Origin of the sequence: Providencia sp. PROV201 (assembly GCF_028479545.1) — a bacterium.
Taxonomy (GTDB): domain Bacteria; phylum Pseudomonadota; class Gammaproteobacteria; order Enterobacterales; family Enterobacteriaceae; genus Providencia; species Providencia huaxiensis.
Genome location: NZ_JAMPNW010000002.1, coordinates 152,057 through 173,154 on the forward strand (window position 1 = coordinate 152,057; position 21,098 = coordinate 173,154).

Sequence of the window (21,098 nt, forward strand, 5' to 3'; positions counted from 1 at the left end):
CGTGTTTGAATTACATACAAACTAAGGGTTTTATAATTTGAATAAATTCGCACAATTTACAATCACTTTTATTTTTCACACAATCCAACACCTATCTTGTTTTCAACCCTCGCACAATAGCACAAAAACGCCCCCCTTTTGTGTGCGGGCGAGGCGGGGAAGCAAGCGCGCGCAAAGGGGTAAAGATGGGCCGCGCTGGCTATGGTGTGATTAGCTCGTTAATGGTGTTATTTGCAATTATTCAGGCTGTACAGCCTAGATGAGATATAAAATAGTTTCGGGTATGTGAAATAGGTAGAACGGCGCTAAGGCCGTTCTATTACGTTTGAAAGGGGGAATATCGGTTAATGTGAATTGAATGGTTTATTTATAATTCGGTTCTTTGTTCTTCGCCTGCGTCAAAAAATCCAGCAATGCATATTGTTTAAAGCGGATCACTTCAACACCTAGCATGTCGTTAATTGATTTCATGCTTTCCATCAGCGGTAGTAATTCATTGAACCAAAAAACCATTGCGGCTTTTTCGATATCGCCAAGGCTACCGGAGCCTTGCGGGATGATCCCCATCAGTTGTGGTGGTATCCGGTGCATAGCCAACAAATCATCGCGGGTGGTGTCCTTGATACCGACAAACTCGTCTTTCGCACTGATTTGTGAGAATGGCAGTATTTGAATTCCATCCTTGCCACCATTGGCGGCATACACAAAGATATTCTTAAACGCCTTACCTTTACGGGCTTCTGTGAGTGATTTCTTTAATGACTCAACAGCCTTGTCGTCAGCCAAAGCCGCGGAAAGATACACCATCACACCGGCGTGACTGCCATTCTCATAATAGTTTGTCCGAAATAGGGTAGCGGAATGATTCAAGTTAGCGGAAATAAGCCCCGCCAAATAATCAGGAACGCCGTATATCTCTTGGTGAATACACGGATTTTTCAAATGAATCACGCTATTTTTGCGGAACTCGTAGGCATCTTGGTAATTCTTCACTTGCCAGTATTGCCCCTCATTCACACCGGCGCGGGTGTACTTAGCCAATGAGGGTTTTAATGTCAGCATATCGCCGAGCCGGTTAATGCGTTTTTCAAGGTAACCATTACCAAAAACCACAAAATCCTGCGCTAAAGTGGTGAAATCAGGGCGTGATAAATACGGCGTTGGTTCAAAACAACTGGTGATCACATTACGTTTAAACACTAACGGTGATTGATGGTAGGCAGCTGACGAGGTAAACGAACGCGCAATACCAGTAAAATCAATCGGGGTTTCATACCAGCGGCCATTGTGGTTGCACTCCATGCAGTCCAGCAAATCACCGATGCCAGAGACAATTTTACGGATTGGACAGAGGGGAATTTAGTCAAAGTTCCTGCCTTTGATTTAACGGTCGGTGGCGTGCAGCTCTTGAGCGTCAATGACCGGCTTATGTCATTAACATTAACGGATAATCGGGGGGTTGAGGCTGACACACTCGAACTTACTATCGATGATACCGACGGCAAAATTGCGTTACCGGCGCGTGGGGCTGAGATTTCCGTCTCCCTTGGCTGGCAGGGGGAAGCCTTAATACATAAAGGGGTGTATACCGTTGATGAAATTAGCCATTCAGGCCCACCCGACCAAATCACGGTAACTGCCCGTAGCGCGGACTTTCGGCAAGACTTTAACGTCAAACGGGAATACAGCTGGCACGATATCAAAGTCCCTGATGTGGTGAGTGCAATAGCGGGGCGTTATAACCTAAAACCCGCAGTGAGCAAACAATTGATGCACATTGAAATTGACCACGCTGACCAGACCAACGAAAGCGATATTAGCTTTTTAACGCGCATGGCTGAAATGCTCGGCGCGATAGCCACCATTAAAAATGGCAGTCTGTTATTTATCGTGCCTAATCAGGGAGTCACGCAAAGCGGCAAGCCATTGCCGGTGATAACCATTATGCGGGAAAGTGGGGATAGGCATTATTTCAGGTTAGCAGACCGTCAAGCGTACACCGGCGTACAAGCTTATTGGTTAGATTTGAACTACGGCAAACAAAAGAAAACCAGTCTAAAACGCAAGCAAAAGCCCAAAAAAGAGAAGTCGAGCAAAAAAGAGGGCGATTATATCGAGGGTGCCGAGGGTAACGTTTTTGTGATGCGACAAACTCTTTAAAAACGAGCAATCCGCTAAACGTGCCGCCGCGGCCAAGTGGTCAAAATTACAAAGGGGCGTAGCAGAATTTAATATTACGTTGGCCGAGGGGCGCGCAGACCTTTACCCTGAAATGCCCGTCACGGTAACAGGCTTTAAACCGACTATTGATAGTCACCAGTGGGTGATTAGCCGAGTGTCACACACCATTGATGGGAACGGGTTTATCACCCATTTGGAACTGGAAATAAAAATCAAAGATATTGATATGACGGATGACGAGCAAAACGAAACATAATTGATTATAATAACGTCAGGCATACCCATAACCCAAGGTTATAAAATGGCGTTCAATTGTCCAAAGTGTGGCGCTGTGACTTATACCAAAACCAGTAAATCCATGAGTAGTGAAACCCGTAGAAGTTACCACCAATGTCAAAATATTTTGTGTGGTTGCTCTTTTACGACAATAACCTCAGTGGAAATTTATCTAACAAAGACAATCCCACAAGAGTTGCCAGAATGCTTTGAAATCCCGATGGATGAGCTACCGAGATCACATAGGGGAGAGAAACAGGTGGAGATGTTTTGATATATTATATTGAATGATTAAAATTTCTTTCGAGCCAAAGGTCGAAGAGCCCTAAACTATTCTCTGCTATAACATATTTACCATTAGGTAATATCGCAGTAATTAATTTATCGGAATGCAACGACAAAACATGACCATCAAATGAAACGAAAGTAGTTGAAATAATTTCATCGATACACTTATCCATATCTCCAAAGTCTTGTTTGACGAATGTTATAAAGTTAGGTTCAGTGACAGATATATCGCTTTTAATTAGATGTTGAAATATGGAATATACTGAGGATGTCACTTCAACTGGTTCCCATTTTTTTGATACTAGTCTTGATTCCAGAGTATCTTTTGAGAGTGTAGAATAATTAAATATCCAGCCACCTTTACCTTCTTTTATTATTGGCTTCGCGCCCAAAAACTCATTTAAATTTTCTACATTCAAGTCATCCCCCCAAGGCATACCTATATCAAACTCTAGTGATAATTTTGTCCAAATAAATTCAAGCATAAGTAATACAGGATTTGCCTTGCTTGATGTCATGAAATCCCAGTACCCATCACGCATAGGAGATGAGTATGGTCTACCATTATTTTTAACTAAGGAGTATTCCCCACAGATAATTAGCTGTGGGAAAGATGGAACACCATATCCTTCGCATTGTTCTTTTTCTGATATAAAATTTACAAGTCCTTCTCGTAAAGAAAACTCTGAAGAAAAACCATCATACCCAAGAACAATTTTAACAGGCATTAATTGCTCCATAAAAATAGAGGTATAGATCATCTCATTCTCTGGAGTAAGAGTTTCTCTACAATGATAAGGCGGTGCTGTGATTCCCGTTATCTGAGAAAAAGTTTTATATGACGGGGATAAGTCTACTTTCCTGCTTTTATCCTCAGTTCCTTCAAAAAGATATTTAAAGTAACTGTCCGAAATTTGTTTTAATTTATAAAATGAGTTAATGAGATCTTTTGAATATAAATTTTTCTTTACTTCAAACACAACGAGCACATTTTTCACATGCCATTTGTAAGAGCTAGTATATGGGATTTTTTCACCTTCACCACGAACTAGCATACAATCTATTTGCCCAGATAGTAATTCCTCACCATCAGTTATAAATCCTTCTACGATTTGTAGCTGAAGTTGCTGTGGGATTGCTCGACTCAATATGTCTTTTGATAATCCTTCATACATATCACCAATCGTTGGCCCATGACTTAATTCATACGCATCTAATTTGGCTTTTTCTTCATTTTTGAAAGCTTGTAACAGCTCGGAAATATTTTTTATCATTTTTTCTATCTTAATTAAAGTATATGGATTCTATAGTTTAACAGGGAATAAATTTCATTAATATTGTTGATTCCATGTTTAAAGTTGAATAACCACTAATAGTAAATGTTTGTTATTATAACGATATGGTTTAATTTATAATGGTTAACTTTTTTGTTTTAGATATTAAGAATATATTCGAAAAAAATTAAAATGTGAACTGAGTTAATAAATATAAAAATAAAGGTAAAAATTAATGAAATTAAATTGATAAAAAAAACCTTAGAGTTATATTTATGGATCAATCAGGTACCTTAAATAAGGATTAAGCATGTTTATAGATTCAGTGACGATTAAAAATTTCAAAGGCTATCATGGAACTCATGATATTGAATTTAATACTCCCAATGGAGTGGAAGGTAGTGGGCTTAATATTTTTGTTGGCGAAAATAACTCAGGTAAGTCGACTATTTTTGAAATACTTGATCTGGTAAAAGAAAGTACTAAAAAAGATCCCTCCTTACTAATTAACAAATCAGATCCTGCAGTGATTTTTGATGATTTTTCTGTCGAAGTTACATTCACGGGTAATATTTCAGCTAGCATTAATGCACACGTACAACAAAATAAAATAACTTCATTTATGAATGCGATATATAGAGATAATAATGGACGGGAATATTTCAAAGTTAAAAGGTCTTGGGATAAAAATTCTCCTGATGACATAAAGAAAATAAATTTTTGGGGTGAAGTAGAACAAATCTACTCTAACCCTGCAGGAATAGATGCGCCATTCAAAAAGTTTTATGACAATAATTTTATATGGGCAGACACAAATCCTAGTGATGAATCTAAGTTTGGTGCATCGACAATCTGTGGTTCTCTCTTAAAAGAAATAGCTCTTGGGCATGTCAATACACCAGAATATCAGAGATTTCAAGCTAGTTACCAAAATCTTTTTAATAATCCAACATCTAACTTGAGAAATAAAATATCTCAGATAGAAACTAAAATTCAGGATGTTTTTTCATCTCAATTTGGTGCGGCAAATATTTCATTTTCATTCGAAGAATTACAAATAGAGAGTTTTTTTAAAACTGCAAGTATCATTATTGATGATGGCGTTTCTGTTCCTATGAGTGAGAAAGGTCATGGAATGCAAAGAGCTGTGGCTCTATCTTTATTACAAGTTTATGCTGATCTAACCTCTAACGTGGCAAATGCCCCAGTGTATAAACCCTTTTATTTGTTCATTGATGAACCTGAGATATGTTTACATCCAACAGGACAAAAAAAATTATTGGATGCGTTGATGACCATTTCAAAAACGAAACAAATATTTATTTCTACTCACTCTCCTTTTATGCTTTCTTCCCCGTATTTAAGGAATGCGGGTCTTTTTATTTTCAAGAAAACAGATAATAAGAATACAATCACTCCTGCTACAACATCACCAATGTTTCCATGGAGTCCATCTTGGGGTGAAATTAGTTATAGAGCGTATGACTTGCCTACTGTTGATTTGCATAATGAACTATATGGATATTTACAAGAAAAAAATACATTAAAAAGTATTTCTGAAGTTGAACAGTGGCTAAATACTAATCATATTGCATTTAGTAAGCTATGGACGAAGGAAAGAAATGGGAACCCACAATCACCACAACCCTCAACATTACAGTCATTTATTCGGAATCATATTCACCACCCTGAAAATGTTACGATGCAAGCCAATAGGTATACTGAGTCGGAATTGAAACAATCTATTGATGAAATGATCAATCTTCTTTGAGCAAGATATATTTTTCTCTGTTATCGTAACCTTGATTAAATAATCACTCCCACCCATTGAAAAATAAGCAAAAACAAAGCCTCTTATCAAAAGAGGCTTTATAAGTGTGGTCAATATGTGGACATTGACTATTGACTAAATTCATTTAAATCAATTGGTTAAATCACTTTCAGAACGCCGCACTTAGCGCATTTGACTACCTGATCCATACAAGTACCAGAACCGCTGAATAGGTATAATTTACTTTATATTCAGTGTGTTGTAGTCAAGAAGCACTCGGGGTGAGTGCCTTTTTTATATAACTATGGGTTATGACTAAAAATAAGCAGGTTTAAAAGCGAAATAAAAGTTTTTTTAAACTAAGTGTATTAAGAATAAGTTGGTTAAATTCTTGAGCGTTGTGTCTATCGCCTGACATTTGGCCGCCAATTAAACATAAGTGAACCAATTTCCCGATTTTTTCGGCATATTCACGGGGAATAGAAAGCTGATTTAGTTTATTAATAACGAAGGACAAACGTTTTTCATCAACACGGTGTTGGTACTCTGCGACTAAAGAGTCGTTAAGTGCCCAAGCACGGATAGCTATCTCTCTTAGTGGGTGTTTTTGAGAGGCAACATTAAGGTATCTTTTTAAAATATCATCAAGAGTATGCCCCATGTTAGCTTGTACTAACATCAGCTCTGTATATTCTAGCTCCCAACGATAAAGCAGTGTGCGTACAAAGTCTTCGCGATTCTTAAAATGATGGTAAAAAGACCCTCGAGTTACATTTAATAGCCTAGCAATATTTTCACTGGAAAAACGAGTATGTCCTTCAGTGTCTAATATTTTAAATCCCGCGTTGACCCAACATTCTCTAGTTAATTTTTTCATTGTTCAATACAGACTGTGTATGGTGAAAACATTATTGTTACTGTTCAGCTCTAACTTGTCTTAATAAGAGTGTAAGGGAATTAATATGAAAGAAATAGCTATTATTGCTTTCGATGATTTTACAGATATCGATTTATTTTTGATGTGGGATATTTTGGGGCGTAATCAACAGGATTGGCGTGTGCGTATTTTAGGTGTGACACCAACAATTCGTTCGACGCATGGATTAACAATTACGGTCAATGGTGCAGTGAAAGATGCTAATACGGCTGATGCAGTTTTATTTAGTAGTGGCAAGATAGGAGTCCCAAATATTTTAACTAATCCTAATTTTTTACCTGAATTACATTTGGACCCAAAGCATCAATATATTGGTTCTATTTGCGCAGGCGCATTTATTTTAGATGAGTTGGGGCTATTACCAGAACGCAAAGCAACGACACATCAAGATGCGCGTGAAGGCCTTATATCTCGAAAAATAACACCTATAGATCAACCGCTAGTGTGCCATGGAAAAATTGCAACCGCGGGAGGTTGTTTGTCTTCTGTATATCTTGTTGGCTGGCTGATAGAGTCTCTATTTGGCAAACAGAAGCGCAAAGAAACTTTGTACCATGTTTTACCTGCTGGACAGCAACTAGAATTTGAAGATTTAATCCAATCAACACTAAACCAAAGTGAAATGTCATAAACTTTTTGAAGGTGGTACTCAAATGATACGCCACCTTTTATTATTGTAGCGAATGATTCTTACTGTATAACCCAAGTGTTTTCTTTATGTATCAATTAAATTCATTTCATTAACCAATGTTCAAACCTGCGCAACGATGATTCACTCCGCTCATAATGTGGGTACGTAAATACCCTAATATCATGATTTTTCACAAAAAATAATATTTATTTGTTTTCTGTCACATAATTAAAATAAGTCAAATTTATGATCATGAAAATCATTCACGTTTGAAATGAAATTAAGTCGCTTTCACTCAGTCAACAGCTCTGGCATAAATTAGATAACGCGAGCAAGTTAACGTATTTACAACATAAATATTGATGAATGAAAAACGAAAACTTCTAGAAAATCAAGAAGTAAATTTAGTTTCTATCTTAGAATTTAGGGTGTGGCGAGACGATGAACAAAAATTTCACATTTACGATTAAAAGTAGTCTTTTTGATGAAAATTATAATCCTTCTGAAAATACACGTATAACAACTAACTTTGCTAATTTAGCCAGAGGGAAAAATCGCCAAGAAAATTTGCGTAATACGCTTGTCATGATGAACAACCGTTTCAATACATTGGCCTATTGGGATAACCCTAAAAGTGACCGTTATTCAGTCGAGTTGGAAATTATTTCTGTCGAGATGAGTGTTGAAGGGAATGGTCATACTTTCCCCGTGATTGAAATATTAAAAACCAATATTGTTGATCATAAATCGGGCGAGCGAACTGAGGGCATTGTTGGAAATAATTTTTCGTCTTATGTGCGTGATTATGATTTCAGTGTTTTATTACTAGATCACAATAAAGACCAAGCCAACTTTAGTATCCCAGAAAACTTTGGTGACTTGCATGGGAATATCTTTAAATATTTTGTGAATTCGGACGAATACAAAGCGCATTTTAGTAAGGCGCCAGTGATATGTTTAAGTGTATCAAATAAAGATATTTACCACCAAACTGGAAATACCCATCCTATATTGGGTATTGAATATCAGCAAAATGGAGCTTCATTAACGGATCAATATTTTAAAAAAATGGGGTTACAGGTTCGTTATTTCATGCCTAAAAATAGTGTTGCACCGTTGGCATTTTATTTTACGGGAGACTTGCTGAGCGATTACAGCAATATTGAATTGATTAGCACAATCAGCACGATGGAAACATTCCAGAAGATTTATCGGCCAGAGATTTATAATGCGAACTCTGTGGCGGGGCCATGTTACCAACCGAGTTTGACGAACCAAGACTATTCATTAACAAAAATTGTTTATGACCGCGAAGAACGTAGCCGATTGGCTATTGAGCAGGGGAAATATACAGAAGAACACTTTATTGAACCCTATAAGCATATTCTAGAGCAATGGTCTGCTAACTACGCGCTTTGATTAATTATAAAAATTTAAGGTCAATTATTATGAAAACATTATTACCAACATCTACCGCTGGCAGCTTACCCAAACCTTCTTGGCTTGCTCAGCCTGAGACGCTTTGGTCTCCTTGGAAGTTGGAAAACGAAGAACTTGTAGAGGGAAAACAAGACGCACTGCGTTTATCCTTAGAAGATCAACTGCGCGCAGGAATTGATATTGTTAGTGATGGCGAACAAACGCGTCAGCACTTTGTGACGACATTTATTGAGCATCTCAGTGGCGTTGATTTTGAAAAGCGAGAAGTGGTTAAAATTCGCGATCGCTATGATGCGAGCGTGCCGACAGTGGTTGGAGCGGTTGAACGTCAAAAACCTGTTTTTGTGGAAGATGCTAAATTTTTACGTAAGTTAACGAACCAGCCGATAAAATGGGCGCTTCCTGGCCCGATGACAATGATTGATACACTGTATGATAACCATTACAAAAGTCGTGAAAAACTGGCATGGGAATTTGCTAAGATTTTGAACCAAGAGGCAAAAGAGCTTGAAGCAGCGGGGGTTGATATCATTCAATTTGACGAGCCTGCTTTTAATGTGTTTTTTGATGAAGTGAATGATTGGGGTGTAGCTGCATTAGAAAGAGCCATTGAAGGGCTAAAATGTGAAACCGCAGTTCATATTTGTTATGGATACGGCATCAAAGCCAATACTGATTGGAAGAAGACACTGGGTTCTGAGTGGCGGCAATATGAAGAGGCTTTCCCAAAACTACAAACCTCAAATATTGATATTATCTCTTTAGAATGTCATAACTCTCATGTTCCTATGGACTTAATTGAACTTATTCGTGGTAAAAAAGTGATGGTGGGGGCGATTGACGTAGCGAGCAATATCATCGAAACACCAGAGGAAGTCGCTAATACATTACGTAAAGCGCTCCAATTTGTCGACGCCGACAATCTTTATCCATCCACTAACTGTGGTATGGCACCGTTATCTCGTCGTGTTGCAACTGGTAAGCTTAATGCATTAAGTGCCGGTGCTGAGATTATCCGCAGAGAATTGTTGAATAAGTAATTTAAGTATAAATTAACGAATACAAGGACCCAGAGTTGATGGAGTGCCCTATAAAGTTGGGACTTCATGGTATCTGGGTTTTTTTGTTGTTTTGAGTTTCTTTTTTTGCTCTAAACTGAGGTATATTAGGCGTATTATCTCAAAATTACTATTTTCAACAGGAATATCGGCAATGGCTTTGATCCCTAAAAACTATGCGCGATTAGAAAGTGGCTATCGTGAAAAAGCACTTAAAATTTACCCATGGGTTTGTGGACGCTGTACCCGCGAGTTTGTGTATTCAAATTTGCGTGAATTAACCGTGCATCATATCGACCATGATCATACCAATAACCCAGAAGATGGCAGCAATTGGGAGCTGTTATGTCTATTTTGTCATGATCATGAACATTCTAAGTACACCGAAGCTGAAATGTATGGCACGAATGTCGTGGCAGGGGAAGATGCGCAAAATGACGTTGAGGCAGCAACTTATAACCCGTTTGCTGACTTGAAATCGATGTTAAATAAGAAAAAATAAGTCTCATTGTAAATTCAGTCGATTATATCAGAAAGCACTCTATTGAGTGCTTTCTTGTGCGAGTTTAAATCCGTATTGTTGTTAATGTATATCCTCATGACTGCGGTATATGAGCGATAATTCAGGGTGATGCCATAGACTTGCAGGAGTCACTGTTTTACGTTCCCACGGAATTTGTCCAATAAACCATAATTTCCAAAAATTTAATTTTGCATTCGGGTTTTTAGTTAATAATTCTTTGAAGGTTTCTAATTCCCCTATTTGAACTGATAACGCAGATTGATAAATATCGAAAACAAACTTTGAACAAAACTGCCTAGAAGACTCATAATTAAAGCCAGTGTGATAAAACTTATTTAAACGAGCAGGAACTTCGGAAACTAATGCAGATTTTTGTTCATTGGTTAATGTATGTGTAAATCGATGTACGCTGTAACGTTTATCAGATGAACGGGCAATAAAGCGAGATAAGGTCGTGGTTGTTGAAAGCGGAACGCGACTTTCTGCAATCAAGTAGTCTTCGCCATTATGGCCGACAATCATACCAACATGGTTACTCCAACATAAAGAAGCCGAGGCTATTTGCCTAAACAGCTCGGTTCCAATACTGGTAAAGACAACATCGCCAACTTCGTACTCATGGGGATAATTTATTTTTGTCATAAAAGTACCTCAATATAAACAATGCTATTAAGGTACAGTTATAAAGACTAGAAGAATTCTCGCTATCGGATAAACGCTGAAAATCATTCTTGTTTAACTAGGGTATATATTAGTCAATTGTTCACTAAGTAATTTTATATTGCTAATTATCTCGTCTTCGCAATGAGCAGCATAGCCAAATAGAATTGCATTTTGGTGAGAACTTTGAATACAGTAGCGCGATAACGGTTGTGCTCCAAAGCCTAACAGACGGCATTGGTTAAGGATCACGTTAGTATCATAACCGTCTTTAACCCAACAGACAGTATGAATGCCTGAATCCGTCATTTGTACATTAAATAGGTGAGGGAGATAGTGATTAATGGCATTGATAAACGTATTTTGCCTATCGTAGCATATCTTCCGTATTTTTCTGACATGGCGTGCATAGTGGCCTTCTTGGATAAACTGGGCTAAAGCGGCCTGTTCTAAATAACCACAATGGCTATCGCTATAATATTTCATCATGGTGAATGCTTCACTCAGAATTTCTGGCACAATTAAGAAACCTAAACGAAAGCCAGGATACATCATTTTAGAAAACGTCCCTGCATAAATAACACGTTGATGATTATCTAAGCCTTGTAGCGCTTGAATTGGCTTTGATAAAAAGCGAAATTCACTGTTGTAGTCATCTTCAAAAATCCATGCGTTGTTTTGTTGTGCCCAATCCAATAATGCTAAACGCCGCGGTAAGCTGAGGGTTGTGCCTAGCGGAAACTGGTGAGAAGGCGTGGTATAAATTAATTTTGCTGTTTCATGGTGTTTTGCACCGTAGGCAATATCCATTCCTTCTCTGTCAGATGAAATAGCAGCAATATCAGCACCTGCAGCGGTGAAAATAGCTCTGGCGCTATCATAACCAGGGTCATCTAACCATACTTTGTCCCCTTGCTGTAATAAGATTTTTGCTACTAAATTAATGGCTTGTTGCGTCCCATTAACAATAATAATTTGTTGTGGTTTGCAGTGAACCCCGCGAGTCGAACGGACGTAATCTACCAATAAGTTTTTTAGCGGTGTATATCCATCAGGATGATTAAAATGTGCAATAGTCTGTTTGGATTTACGCCAAACACGGCCTAGTAGTCTTCCCCATAATTCATGTGGAAATTGGTCAACACAGCCAATACCAATATTAAACATTTGGTACTTGTTGGTGTCCGGGCGCGATTTTTCCCATAAGTTCGTTAAAGTAGAAACTTTAGGATTCAGATTTAATGCAGGATATCTAGATTGGTCATTCTGCTTAGTACTATCTATGGTACCAACTAATTCATCAGGAATGTGGGGAGAAACATAAGTTCCCGAGCCTTTTTTTGAATAAATATATCCTTCATCAATTAATCGTTCAAACCCAGCAATGACCGAGTTTCGTGAGATCGACATCATTTCGGCTAATGCTCTAGAGGAGGGGAGTTTAATGCCGACAGCAATACGACCATCTAAAATAGCGTTACGTATTGTGTGATAAACATTTTCCTTAATATAGCCTTCTTCAAGTAAAAGTAATGGAAACTGTGCATGCTGTTGGCGTCGCATAAAGTGGATCCTAAATAAATAACAAAAGTGTCTCTTATACAGAGCCAGATTGCTATGTACTATAGCGCCATTATGTAATATGTCTATAAATGGAAGGGTTATTATGAATAAAATGGCATTACCAGTGACAGTCGAATTTGTTACTCCTGATCATTACTCAGCATGGTTAGTATATTGGTTGGAATACCAAAAATTTTATAAAGTCGATTTAAGTGAAGAAATTACCTTAAAAGCATGGGCGCGTTTTTTTGATGAGAATGAACCGATGTATTGTGCTGTTGCACTTGAAAATGGCAAAGTTGTTGGCTTTGTGAATTATTTATTTCACCGGTCAACATGGGCTGAAAATGATTTTTGCTACCTTGAAGATTTATATGTGACGCCAGAAATGAGAGGGCGGCATGTCGGGAAGCAATTAATTGAATTTGTGCATGCACAAGCACAAGAAAAACAATGTGGCCGCTTATATTGGCATACACAAGAAACCAATCTACGTGGGCAAAAACTGTATAACTGGGTGGCAGAAAAACCTGGTGTGATTGAATATAGGATGCCTTTGTAATAGAGCTCAGTAGTATATTCTATATTTTGATAAAATATTGGCAGGCCCGCGGTTTAACAACAACGGGCTTTTCTGTTTTATCAGAAAATAAGCAAAAATTAGAGTGTTAAATTGGCTAGTTGGCTTCTAACGTCCATTAATGCGAAACCGAGCAGATTTAACCCTTTCCATGTTAATGGGTTTTCAATATTTTCAGCATCCTCAGCAAGGCCTATTCCCCATATTTTATCGACAGGGCTAGCTTCAACGAGCACGCGCTCATTTGTGGAGAGTAAAAATTGTCCCAATTCTTTATTCTGAGAAAATTTTGCCATATTAGCCGCAACGACAATAGCAAAACGATTTTCATCCCAAACATCTTGCTTAAACCCACGAACTTCACGGCCAAATGCTTTAGCCGCTCCAGGATTTGGTGCATAAATAATTTTATCCAGCGTTTCTAAATCGCCAAATAAGCGTGCTTTCTCGGCCATCATAAAATGTTCTGCACTGGCAAAGCGGTGGTTATTGACAATAAATGGGGAAGGGTACCATTGGCTGAAACAGCTTTTTGTTATTTGATTTTGTTTGGCTTGGTGGCCCCAGAAGAAAACATATTTAAATTTTTTCCCTGAGCGATATTGTTTGCAGAGGCTTGTGATATCCATAAATTAAACTTTATTAAGTAATAATATTCTTAGCTTATCGATAATAAAAAGATTTGGATATCAGAAAAACCTGCTTAGCATGCTAAGCAGGTAATAAAACTAAAGTACTTTACTTAAAAATTCCGCAGTTCGTGGGTTTTTAGGTGCAGTAAAGAGTTGTTCTGGTGTGCCTTCTTCTTGAATAATACCTTGGTCAATGAACATGACTCGGTCAGCAACTTCACGCGCAAATCCCATTTCATGGGTGACGATGACCATCGTCATACCTTCATTTGCAAGAGTTTTCATCACGGAAAGTACTTCACCAACTAATTCGGGGTCAAGTGCAGATGTCGGCTCATCAAATAACAGAATAGATGGCTGCATGGCTAACGCTCGGGCAATCGCAACTCGTTGCTGCTGCCCTCCAGATAAACTGGCTGGCCATGCATCAATTTTATCTAACAGTCCTACTTTGATCAGGAGTTGCTCAGCTTGCTTAAGCGCCACTTCCTTTTTTATACCTTTCACTAAGGTAGGGGCCATCATCAAGTTTTCTAACACAGTCATATGAGGGAATAGGTTAAAACGCTGAAATACCATCCCCACATTTTCCCTCATCTTATTTAAATCAGTTTTAGGATCATGAACGTCAAAGCCATTGACTTTAATCTCACCGCCATCTGGACGTTCTAGTGCATTTAAACAGCGTAGAAAGGTGCTTTTTCCTGAACCGGAAGGGCCAATGACACAAATCACTTCTTGAGGTTTAACTTCGCAAGAAATGCCTCTGAGTACATGGGCATCACCAAATTTCTTTTGTAAATTATTAACGTAAATCACTTCTGCCCAACCTTCTTTCCATATATTGCACCAACTGAGCAAGTATAAATGTCAGCATCCAATAAATCACAGATATCGTTAAGTAGGGTTCCCAGTAAGTTGCATAAGCACCGGATACAGTTCTCGCTGCATAGGCGAGATCTGCCAAGCCGATAGCGGAAGCGAGGGAGGAATCTTTAACAATCGCGATGGCATTATTTCCCAGTGGGGGAAGAATGCGCCGGAAAGCTTGCGGAAGAATAACCTTACGCATTGTTTTTGCCCAACTCATGCCAAGAGCACGAGAAGCCTCCATTTGTCCTTTATCAATGGACTGAATACCCGCACGGAAAATTTCAGAGACATAAGCTCCTGAGTTTAAAGTAATTGCAATGACACAAGATAGAAATGCACCGTAATCTGAGCGGAGCATTTTAGCGGTGTCAACGGACATTATCCCAGATGTAACAAATAACCCATCACGAGGGTTAATAAACAGTGGCACTAAGGCAAAGTGAACAACCATTATTTGGACGAATAATGGAGTACCACGGAAGGCACTGACATAGAAGCGAACCGGCCACTGTACAAAATAATGTAAAATAGGTTTCCAAATTCCTTGTTCAGCTTTGGCCGTTCTTCCTAAGCCGAGGGTTAACCCCCATAGTGAGCCTAAAATAACGCAGATGATGGTCGCTTTTATCGTCATCATTGCGCCTTCAGCAAATAATGGAGCGTATTCTTCAATTATTTCCCAACGAAACGCAGACATCTTAATTTTCACCCTGATTTATAACGTGAAAAAGCCATCCAAGGATGGCCTTAAGTTAGATTAAATTATTGTTTTGGTAATTGAGGAACGTTTTCATCAAACCATTTTTGGTAAATTTTATTGTATGTACCGTCTTCGATGATCTTATTTAAGCCGTTATTTATCTTTTGCTGTAATTCACTATTTCCTTTAGCGACAGCAATACCAAAATATTGTTTTTCGAAATGGTTATCGTAGATCAGTTTAAATTTTTTCTCAGGGTGGGTTTTTATGTAGTATTTAATGACACCGACATCACCAACCGCAGCGTCAATGCCATCTTCGAACAGTTCTTGTAATAAAAGCGGAGTATTGTCAAAACGTTTGATTGCTGTGCTGTTTTTACCTATTACATCAGAAACAACAATATCACCAGTGCTGGAGTTCACGACGCCCACATTCAGGTCTTTTAAGCTATTTAAGTCTTTTACATCAGAGGTTTCGCTGATGACGATCGCTTGCTCAGCAGGGAAATAAGGGTTAGAGAAATCAACCATGTTTTTGCGTTTATCTGTAATCGTGATCCCTGAAATTAAGATGTCTCGATCACCAGACGACAAGGTCGCAAAAATCCCTTCCCAAGGTGTATTGACAAGCTTAACGTCAAAACCTTCTGCTTCTGCAACCGCTTTAATGATGTCAATATCAAAGCCTTCAAGCTGTTTCTGGCTATTTTCATATTCGAATGGACGGTAAGTCCCACCAGCACCAACGGTATAGCTTTCTTTTGCGTAAACATTCCCGGCGAAGGCTGCTAATGACATACAGCCAGCAAAAACTAATTTCTTAAACATACCAACCTCTTTAATTATGCATTTATAGTGAATAAAAATACATAATATTTCCGTTGCAGGCAAATGATTTTTATATAGCGAAGTGAGATAATTTTAGGGTTTAATTTTTTATGGGTGGAAAAATATTCATTTAAAGATAAATAAGTGAAAGTTGATTAAATCGAAAATAAATTGAGAAAAGTAAAATATAGGAATAGCGCTTTTTTTACCTATCAGTTACAAAAATTTAACGATAGACTGATTAACAAACTTACTCAATACTCGAATAAAAACAGATTACGCTCTCATGGATAAGATTCTATTAGTTTTGTGGCCATTATTTGCTCTCATTGCAATGGGATTTGTATTACGACGTTCGACAATATTCGCGACTGATTTTTGGCCGAGTGCGGAAAAATTAAACTACTTTATTTTGTTTCCCGCACTGTTAATTAACAGTTTAGCCACCGCGCCTTTGGATAATCCTAAATTACCCTATCTAGCGAGTGCTATCCTTTGTGTTCTAGCGATTAGCTCTGCGCTAACTCTAGGTTGTAAATATTTATTCAAAATACCTATCCCGAGGTTTGGTGCGTATATCCAAGGAATTACGCGGTTTAATACTTATTTAGGGTTGGCTATTGTTGCTGATTTATTTGGCAAAGAAGGGATCGCTATTGCTGCGGTAATTATGGCTGTTTTGGTGCCAAGCTGTAATGTCATTGCGGTACTTTCGTTATCTTCGGGACAAAAGGTTTCAGTTAAGCAAATTTTATTACCGATCATAAAAAATCCATTAATCATTTCCTGTGTCGTTGGTGTGTTATTAAATATATCACCTATCGGATTGCCATTTGGCTCTGACCAATTTTTAAAATTACTTGCAGCCGCCAGCTTGCCACTGGGGTTAATATGTATTGGGGCCGCATTACAAACAGCAACGCTAAGAAATGAATTTAAACCTATTATGGCATCGACATTGCTACGTTTATTTCTTATGCCTATTTTAGCGGTAACAGTGGCGGGGCTATTTTCGTTGCCAAATCTTGAAACCATCCTATTAGTACTATTTTTTGCTATCCCTACGGCGCCAACAGCCTATATTTTAACGCGTCAGTTAAATGGGGACAGCCAACTAATGGCAGGTATAATTACATTACAAACCGTGGCAGCGGTGTTCACATTACCAATTATTCTATCCTTTGTAGTGCATTGATCATGATAATAAATGCATTGCTGAAGATATAAGTACATTAATCGCAATATATTTTGCAACTGTCACATTGATACTCTATGTTATCGGAGATGATTTTATCTGATGATGAGGAGTTGTGTGTGTCTTTGGAAAAATGCCAGAAATATGAAAACTTATCTATTGACGATGTTTTAGATAAACTTTCGTTGTTATATAGCAATGCAATTGATTCATTAAGAGATGCTATCGCTATTTATGTAGAAGAAGGCCGCATACCAGATATTACTGAAAGGGATAATGGGTTATTTGCTTACCCTGAGCTGTGTGTTACATGGGAAGGGAAAGTCGACCACTGCGAAAAAACACGTGCTTATGCACGCTTTGTTAAACGCGGTAATTACACCATTACGGTGACTCAGCCAGAGCTATTTCGTGCTTATTTAGCTGAGCAACTGTCTATTTTGCAGCAAGATTATGATGTCACTTTTGCTGTTCGCCCTTCAAAAATTGAAATTCCTTATCCTTTTGTCATTGATGGTTCAGATTTAGTGTTGGATAGGAGTATAAGCAGTCATTTAGCTGCACATTTTCCGATAACCGATTTATCTCATATCAGCGATGATATTACAGATGGTTTGTACTCTGCTACGGATGAAATGCCACTGTCTCATTTTGATGCATTGCGTGTGGATTTTTCATTAGCGCGTTTGAAACACTATACAGGAACCCCTCCTGAACATGTCCAACCGTACATTTTATTCACCAATTATAATCGCTATGTCGATGAATTTGTGAATTGGGCATGTGAGCAGGTCCGTGATCCTGAAAGTCGTTATATTGCATTATCTTGTGTAGGACATAATTATTTAACTGCTGAGAATGCAGACCCACAAATTGCCACTTCTGATTTAACCTGGAAAAAATTTCAAATGCCTGCATATCATCTAATCGCTAGAGATGGTGCAGGAATTACTTTAGTGAATATTGGTGTTGGGCCTTCAAATGCAAAGAATATTTGTGATCATTTAGCCGTTTTACGACCACATGCTTGGTTGATGATTGGCCATTGTGGCGGGTTAAGAGAAAGCCAAAAAATTGGCGATTATGTTTTGGCCCATGCTTATTTGCGTGATGACCATATTCTTGATGATGTATTACCGCCAGATATTCCTATTCCAAGTATAGCGGAAGTCCAGCGCGCCTTATATGACGCAACAAAACAAGTTAGTAATATGCCTGGGGAATTGGTAAAACAACGTCTCAGAACAGGAACCGTTGTTACAACCGATGACAGAAATTGGGAATTACGTTTTTTTGCAACAGCTCGCCGTTTTAACTTAAGCCGCGCGGTCGCAGTGGATATGGAAAGTGCCACAATTGCAGCTCAGGGTTATCGTTTCAGGGTTCCCTATGGCACGCTGTTATGTGTTTCTGATAAACCATTGCATGGCGAGATTAAATTACCCGGTCAAGCCAACAGTTTTTATGAAGGTGCAATCTCAGAACACTTGCAAATAGGTATTCGTGCTATTGATTTATTAAGGCAAGAAGGGGATAAATTACACTCAAGGAAATTGAGAACATTTGATGAACCCCCATTTAGATAGCAAGGAGATGCAATCAATGGCTGTAATACCTGTGCTTGAAACAGAAAGACTGATATTAAATAAACACCAAGTGAGTGATTTTCCTGCACTTGCGAAATTATGGGCAACTGAGTCGATGGTTCGCTACATTGGTGGTATGCCATCTAGCGACCGCGAATCATGGATGCGCATGCTAGCTTATGGTGGTTTATGGCCGTTATTAGGATTTGGTTATTGGGCTGTCCGTGAAAAAGCAAGTGGCCAGTATATTGGTGATTTAGGGTTTGCTGATTTCCATCGCATGGTTGAACCCCAAGTTAAAGGTATTCCAGAAGCGGGTTGGGTCATTGCACCTGAATTTCAAGGAAAAGGTTACGCAACAGAAGCAATGCAGGCCGCATTGTCTTGGCTAGTAAAAGAAAATAAGTTCCGGCAATCTATTTGTTTTATTGAGCCGAGGAACTTAGCCTCTTTACGGGTGGCTGAAAAGTTGGGTTACGTAGTTGACCGTGAAATTTTTATGAATGGCGCAATCACGGTATTATTACGGCAACAATTAGCTTAAGTTGTGAATGTTAGAGCGGGTTATAATTTCATGCATGATGAACTGGATATTTCTCAAGTTAGCCAATTATCAGGTCTAGCGGCATCAACCTTACGTTATTATGAAGAAAAAGGGTTGATTAAACCGATTGGGCGCAAGGGGTTAAAACGGGTTTATCACGGGAAAGATGTTATCACCCGCTTATCTTTAATTGCATTAGGGCAAGAAGCTAAATTTACACTCGACGAAATTGCTATCATGCTCAATCATAAGGATGGCCCTAATATTGAACGTGCGAGCTTACTTGAAAAAGCTGAAGAAATTGAGCAAACCATACAGGGGTTATTAGCCTTAAAAAAGGGTATTTTGCATATTGCGAACTGCCCTGAAGAAAATCACTTTTTATGCCCTAATTTTCAAAAAATTATGGAAAACAGCTTAAAATTAAACTCACTAAAGAAAAGTCAGCGTTAAACATTATCCCACCATTGATAATAATCAATCCTATTTTAAAGCATAGAATGGGATTTATTCTCTGATTACACTCCTAAGATTACCGTCACCATTTTAGGAAAGTTATGACTAACCATTTTCTTGCATTTGAGAAACCCATCGTTGAACTCAATGACAAAATTGAAGCGCTTATTGCTTTCAAACAAAAAGGGCATCCTTCAGAAATAAAGTTAGAAGAAGAGATCATGCTCTTGAAAAAAAAGAGTCATTCGCTGACGAAAACGATATTTGCATCTCTTGGGGCATGGGAAATTGTCCAGTTAGCTAGACATCCACTAAGGCCTTATCCCCTTGATTATATTTCATTGATATTTACTGAATTTCAAGAGCTAGCAGGTGACCGCGCTTTTGCTGATGATAAGGCGCTGGTGGGAGGGCTTGCTCGTTTGGATGGTAGGTCTGTTATGGTGCTGGGGCAACAAAAAGGGCGTACAACAAAAGAGAAAGTTATGCGTAATTTTGGTATGCCGTCGCCAGAAGGCTACCGTAAAGCACTCCGTTTAATGAAAATGGCAGAACGTTTCCATTTACCTGTTTTGGTATTTATTGATTCTGCTGGGGCTTACCCCGGTGTTGGCGCTGAGGAGCGAGGGCAAGCAGAAGCAATTGCACGCAATATCATGGAAATGTCACATTTAAAAACCCCCATTATTTGTGTTATTACAGGTGAAGGTTGTTCTGGCGGTGCATTAGGAATTGGTGTTGGCGATCGTATTAATATGTTGGAATACAGCACGTATGCAGCGATATCCCCGGAAGGTTGCGCTTCTATTTTGTGGAAAGATCCCCAAAAGGCACAAATTGCAGCGGAAGCAATGGGTATGACCGCGCCACGGTTAAAAGAGCTTGGTATTATCGATACTATTATTTCTGAGCCCTTGGGGGGAGCACACCGCGACTATCAATTAGCTGCACAACAATTAAAACAACAGTTACTGACTGATTTAAATGAACTAACTCAATTAGATATGGAAGTATTGTTGGCGGAACGGTATCAAAAAATAATGGATTTTGGTTACTGCTAATGCTATTAGTTCAGGTTAATAGAAAACTGTAGGGGTTAA

General features: G+C 38.5%; 20 protein-coding genes and 2 pseudogenes. 13 read left to right on the forward strand and 9 right to left on the reverse strand.

The window, feature by feature from the left end:
• Positions 1-363: 363 nt before the first annotated feature.
• Positions 364-1,335 (reverse strand): annotated as a pseudogene (locus tag PR809_RS02630) (phage portal protein); the annotation flags it as partial.
• A 93-nt stretch (positions 1,336-1,428) separates the two neighbouring features.
• Here PR809_RS02630 and PR809_RS02635 point away from each other — a divergent pair.
• A pseudogene (locus PR809_RS02635) lies at positions 1,429-2,437 on the forward strand (phage late control D family protein).
• Positions 2,438-2,482: 45 nt separating this feature from the next.
• Positions 2,483-2,731, forward strand: a complete 249-nt coding sequence (locus PR809_RS02640; RefSeq protein WP_102140671.1) for an ogr/Delta-like zinc finger family protein — start codon at positions 2,483-2,485, stop codon at positions 2,729-2,731.
• A gap of 4 nt (positions 2,732-2,735) precedes the next feature.
• On the opposite strand, the gene PR809_RS02645 is transcribed toward PR809_RS02640, so the two are convergent.
• Positions 2,736-4,019 (reverse strand): DUF6602 domain-containing protein, encoded by a 1,284-nt coding sequence (locus tag PR809_RS02645; protein ID WP_102140672.1) that lies wholly within the window; start codon positions 4,017-4,019, stop codon positions 2,736-2,738.
• A gap of 310 nt (positions 4,020-4,329) precedes the next feature.
• On the opposite strand from PR809_RS02645, the gene PR809_RS02650 reads away from it, so the two are divergent.
• Positions 4,330-5,790 carry an ATP-dependent nuclease gene (locus tag PR809_RS02650; RefSeq protein WP_102140673.1) on the forward strand — a complete coding sequence of 487 codons (1,461 nt, stop codon included), beginning with the start codon at positions 4,330-4,332 and terminating at the stop codon, positions 5,788-5,790.
• Between the two features lie 331 nt (positions 5,791-6,121).
• On the opposite strand, the gene PR809_RS02655 is transcribed toward PR809_RS02650, so the two are convergent.
• Positions 6,122-6,667 (reverse strand): TetR/AcrR family transcriptional regulator, encoded by a 546-nt coding sequence (locus tag PR809_RS02655; RefSeq protein ID WP_102140674.1) that lies wholly within the window; start codon positions 6,665-6,667, stop codon positions 6,122-6,124.
• A gap of 85 nt (positions 6,668-6,752) precedes the next feature.
• Here PR809_RS02655 and PR809_RS02660 point away from each other — a divergent pair, with 85 nt between their 5' ends.
• From PR809_RS02660 to yajD, 4 genes are all read left to right on the forward strand, one after another.
• Complete coding sequence (locus PR809_RS02660) at positions 6,753-7,358, forward strand: DJ-1/PfpI family protein (protein WP_102140675.1); 606 nt, start codon at positions 6,753-6,755, stop codon at positions 7,356-7,358.
• A gap of 441 nt (positions 7,359-7,799) precedes the next feature.
• Positions 7,800-8,777 (forward strand): DUF1852 domain-containing protein, encoded by a 978-nt coding sequence (locus PR809_RS02665; RefSeq protein WP_102140676.1) that lies wholly within the window; start codon positions 7,800-7,802, stop codon positions 8,775-8,777.
• 29 nt (positions 8,778-8,806) lie between these two features.
• Positions 8,807-9,838 (forward strand): methionine synthase, encoded by a 1,032-nt coding sequence (locus tag PR809_RS02670; RefSeq protein WP_206276375.1) that lies wholly within the window; start codon positions 8,807-8,809, stop codon positions 9,836-9,838.
• Positions 9,839-10,010: 172 nt separating this feature from the next.
• On the forward strand, positions 10,011-10,358 hold the full coding sequence (gene yajD / locus PR809_RS02675; protein ID WP_102140678.1) for an HNH nuclease YajD: 348 nt from the start codon (positions 10,011-10,013) through the stop codon (positions 10,356-10,358).
• A gap of 81 nt (positions 10,359-10,439) precedes the next feature.
• Here yajD and PR809_RS02680 read toward each other — a convergent pair whose 3' ends face one another.
• Positions 10,440-11,021: a YebB family permuted papain-like enzyme gene (locus PR809_RS02680; RefSeq protein WP_272524438.1), complete on the reverse strand. Its 582-nt coding sequence runs from the start codon at positions 11,019-11,021 to the stop codon at positions 10,440-10,442.
• A 93-nt stretch (positions 11,022-11,114) separates the two neighbouring features.
• The gene (gene pdxR, locus PR809_RS02685; RefSeq protein ID WP_206276377.1) at positions 11,115-12,602 is read right to left on the reverse strand and encodes a MocR-like pyridoxine biosynthesis transcription factor PdxR; all 1,488 of its coding nucleotides are present in this window, start codon (positions 12,600-12,602) and stop codon (positions 11,115-11,117) included.
• Between the two features lie 103 nt (positions 12,603-12,705).
• On the opposite strand from pdxR, the gene PR809_RS02690 reads away from it, so the two are divergent.
• Complete coding sequence (locus tag PR809_RS02690) at positions 12,706-13,164, forward strand: GNAT family N-acetyltransferase (RefSeq protein ID WP_102140357.1); 459 nt, start codon at positions 12,706-12,708, stop codon at positions 13,162-13,164.
• Positions 13,165-13,262: 98 nt separating this feature from the next.
• Here PR809_RS02690 and PR809_RS02695 read toward each other — a convergent pair whose 3' ends face one another.
• The 4 genes from PR809_RS02695 to PR809_RS02710 form a co-directional block, all read right to left on the reverse strand.
• The gene (locus PR809_RS02695; RefSeq protein ID WP_102140356.1) at positions 13,263-13,811 is read right to left on the reverse strand and encodes an NADAR family protein; all 549 of its coding nucleotides are present in this window, start codon (positions 13,809-13,811) and stop codon (positions 13,263-13,265) included.
• 99 nt (positions 13,812-13,910) lie between these two features.
• Positions 13,911-14,633 (reverse strand): amino acid ABC transporter ATP-binding protein, encoded by a 723-nt coding sequence (locus PR809_RS02700; RefSeq protein ID WP_102140355.1) that lies wholly within the window; start codon positions 14,631-14,633, stop codon positions 13,911-13,913.
• Positions 14,620-15,384 carry an amino acid ABC transporter permease gene (locus tag PR809_RS02705; RefSeq protein WP_102140354.1) on the reverse strand — a complete coding sequence of 255 codons (765 nt, stop codon included), beginning with the start codon at positions 15,382-15,384 and terminating at the stop codon, positions 14,620-14,622. The genes PR809_RS02700 and PR809_RS02705 overlap by 14 nt, the downstream gene beginning before the upstream one ends.
• 65 nt (positions 15,385-15,449) lie before the next feature.
• Positions 15,450-16,217 carry a basic amino acid ABC transporter substrate-binding protein gene (locus PR809_RS02710; protein ID WP_102140353.1) on the reverse strand — a complete coding sequence of 256 codons (768 nt, stop codon included), beginning with the start codon at positions 16,215-16,217 and terminating at the stop codon, positions 15,450-15,452.
• 286 nt (positions 16,218-16,503) lie between these two features.
• On the opposite strand from PR809_RS02710, the gene PR809_RS02715 reads away from it, so the two are divergent.
• From PR809_RS02715 to accA, 5 genes are all read left to right on the forward strand, one after another.
• Complete coding sequence (locus PR809_RS02715; protein ID WP_166267467.1) at positions 16,504-17,412, forward strand: AEC family transporter; 909 nt, start codon at positions 16,504-16,506, stop codon at positions 17,410-17,412.
• Between the two features lie 125 nt (positions 17,413-17,537).
• Entirely contained in the window at positions 17,538-18,998 is a 1,461-nt protein-coding gene (locus tag PR809_RS02720) for an AMP nucleosidase (RefSeq protein ID WP_375373122.1), read from the forward strand.
• Positions 18,979-19,542, forward strand: coding sequence for a GNAT family N-acetyltransferase (locus PR809_RS02725; protein ID WP_102140350.1), 564 nt, complete (start codon positions 18,979-18,981; stop codon positions 19,540-19,542). Before PR809_RS02720 ends, PR809_RS02725 begins: the two co-directional genes overlap by 20 nt.
• 30 nt (positions 19,543-19,572) lie before the next feature.
• On the forward strand, positions 19,573-19,995 hold the full coding sequence (locus tag PR809_RS02730) for a helix-turn-helix domain-containing protein (protein ID WP_102140349.1): 423 nt from the start codon (positions 19,573-19,575) through the stop codon (positions 19,993-19,995).
• 104 nt (positions 19,996-20,099) lie between these two features.
• Positions 20,100-21,059: an acetyl-CoA carboxylase carboxyl transferase subunit alpha gene (gene accA, locus PR809_RS02735; protein ID WP_166267463.1), complete on the forward strand. Its 960-nt coding sequence runs from the start codon at positions 20,100-20,102 to the stop codon at positions 21,057-21,059.
• Positions 21,060-21,098 lie beyond the last annotated feature (39 nt).

What these genes read in the sequence shown, in the direction of transcription:
- accA (WP_166267463.1), top strand. Translation starts at nt 20,100, where the DNA reads ATGACTAACCATTTTCTTGCATTTGAGAAACCCATCGTTGAACTCAAT.
- PR809_RS02640 (WP_102140671.1), top strand. Translation starts at nt 2,483, where the DNA reads ATGGCGTTCAATTGTCCAAAGTGTGGCGCTGTGACTTATACCAAAACC.
- PR809_RS02645 (WP_102140672.1), bottom strand. Translation starts at nt 4,019, where the DNA reads ATGATAAAAAATATTTCCGAGCTGTTACAAGCTTTCAAAAATGAAGAA.
- PR809_RS02705 (WP_102140354.1), bottom strand. Translation starts at nt 15,384, where the DNA reads ATGTCTGCGTTTCGTTGGGAAATAATTGAAGAATACGCTCCATTATTT.
- PR809_RS02730 (WP_102140349.1), top strand. Translation starts at nt 19,573, where the DNA reads ATGCATGATGAACTGGATATTTCTCAAGTTAGCCAATTATCAGGTCTA.
- PR809_RS02695 (WP_102140356.1), bottom strand. Translation starts at nt 13,811, where the DNA reads ATGGATATCACAAGCCTCTGCAAACAATATCGCTCAGGGAAAAAATTT.
- PR809_RS02680 (WP_272524438.1), bottom strand. Translation starts at nt 11,021, where the DNA reads ATGACAAAAATAAATTATCCCCATGAGTACGAAGTTGGCGATGTTGTC.
- yajD (WP_102140678.1), top strand. Translation starts at nt 10,011, where the DNA reads ATGGCTTTGATCCCTAAAAACTATGCGCGATTAGAAAGTGGCTATCGT.
- PR809_RS02710 (WP_102140353.1), bottom strand. Translation starts at nt 16,217, where the DNA reads ATGTTTAAGAAATTAGTTTTTGCTGGCTGTATGTCATTAGCAGCCTTC.
- PR809_RS02715 (WP_166267467.1), top strand. Translation starts at nt 16,504, where the DNA reads ATGGATAAGATTCTATTAGTTTTGTGGCCATTATTTGCTCTCATTGCA.
- pdxR (WP_206276377.1), bottom strand. Translation starts at nt 12,602, where the DNA reads ATGCGACGCCAACAGCATGCACAGTTTCCATTACTTTTACTTGAAGAA.
- PR809_RS02670 (WP_206276375.1), top strand. Translation starts at nt 8,807, where the DNA reads ATGAAAACATTATTACCAACATCTACCGCTGGCAGCTTACCCAAACCT.
- PR809_RS02655 (WP_102140674.1), bottom strand. Translation starts at nt 6,667, where the DNA reads ATGAAAAAATTAACTAGAGAATGTTGGGTCAACGCGGGATTTAAAATA.
- PR809_RS02650 (WP_102140673.1), top strand. Translation starts at nt 4,330, where the DNA reads ATGTTTATAGATTCAGTGACGATTAAAAATTTCAAAGGCTATCATGGA.
- PR809_RS02665 (WP_102140676.1), top strand. Translation starts at nt 7,800, where the DNA reads ATGAACAAAAATTTCACATTTACGATTAAAAGTAGTCTTTTTGATGAA.
- PR809_RS02725 (WP_102140350.1), top strand. Translation starts at nt 18,979, where the DNA reads ATGAACCCCCATTTAGATAGCAAGGAGATGCAATCAATGGCTGTAATA.
- PR809_RS02660 (WP_102140675.1), top strand. Translation starts at nt 6,753, where the DNA reads ATGAAAGAAATAGCTATTATTGCTTTCGATGATTTTACAGATATCGAT.
- PR809_RS02690 (WP_102140357.1), top strand. Translation starts at nt 12,706, where the DNA reads ATGAATAAAATGGCATTACCAGTGACAGTCGAATTTGTTACTCCTGAT.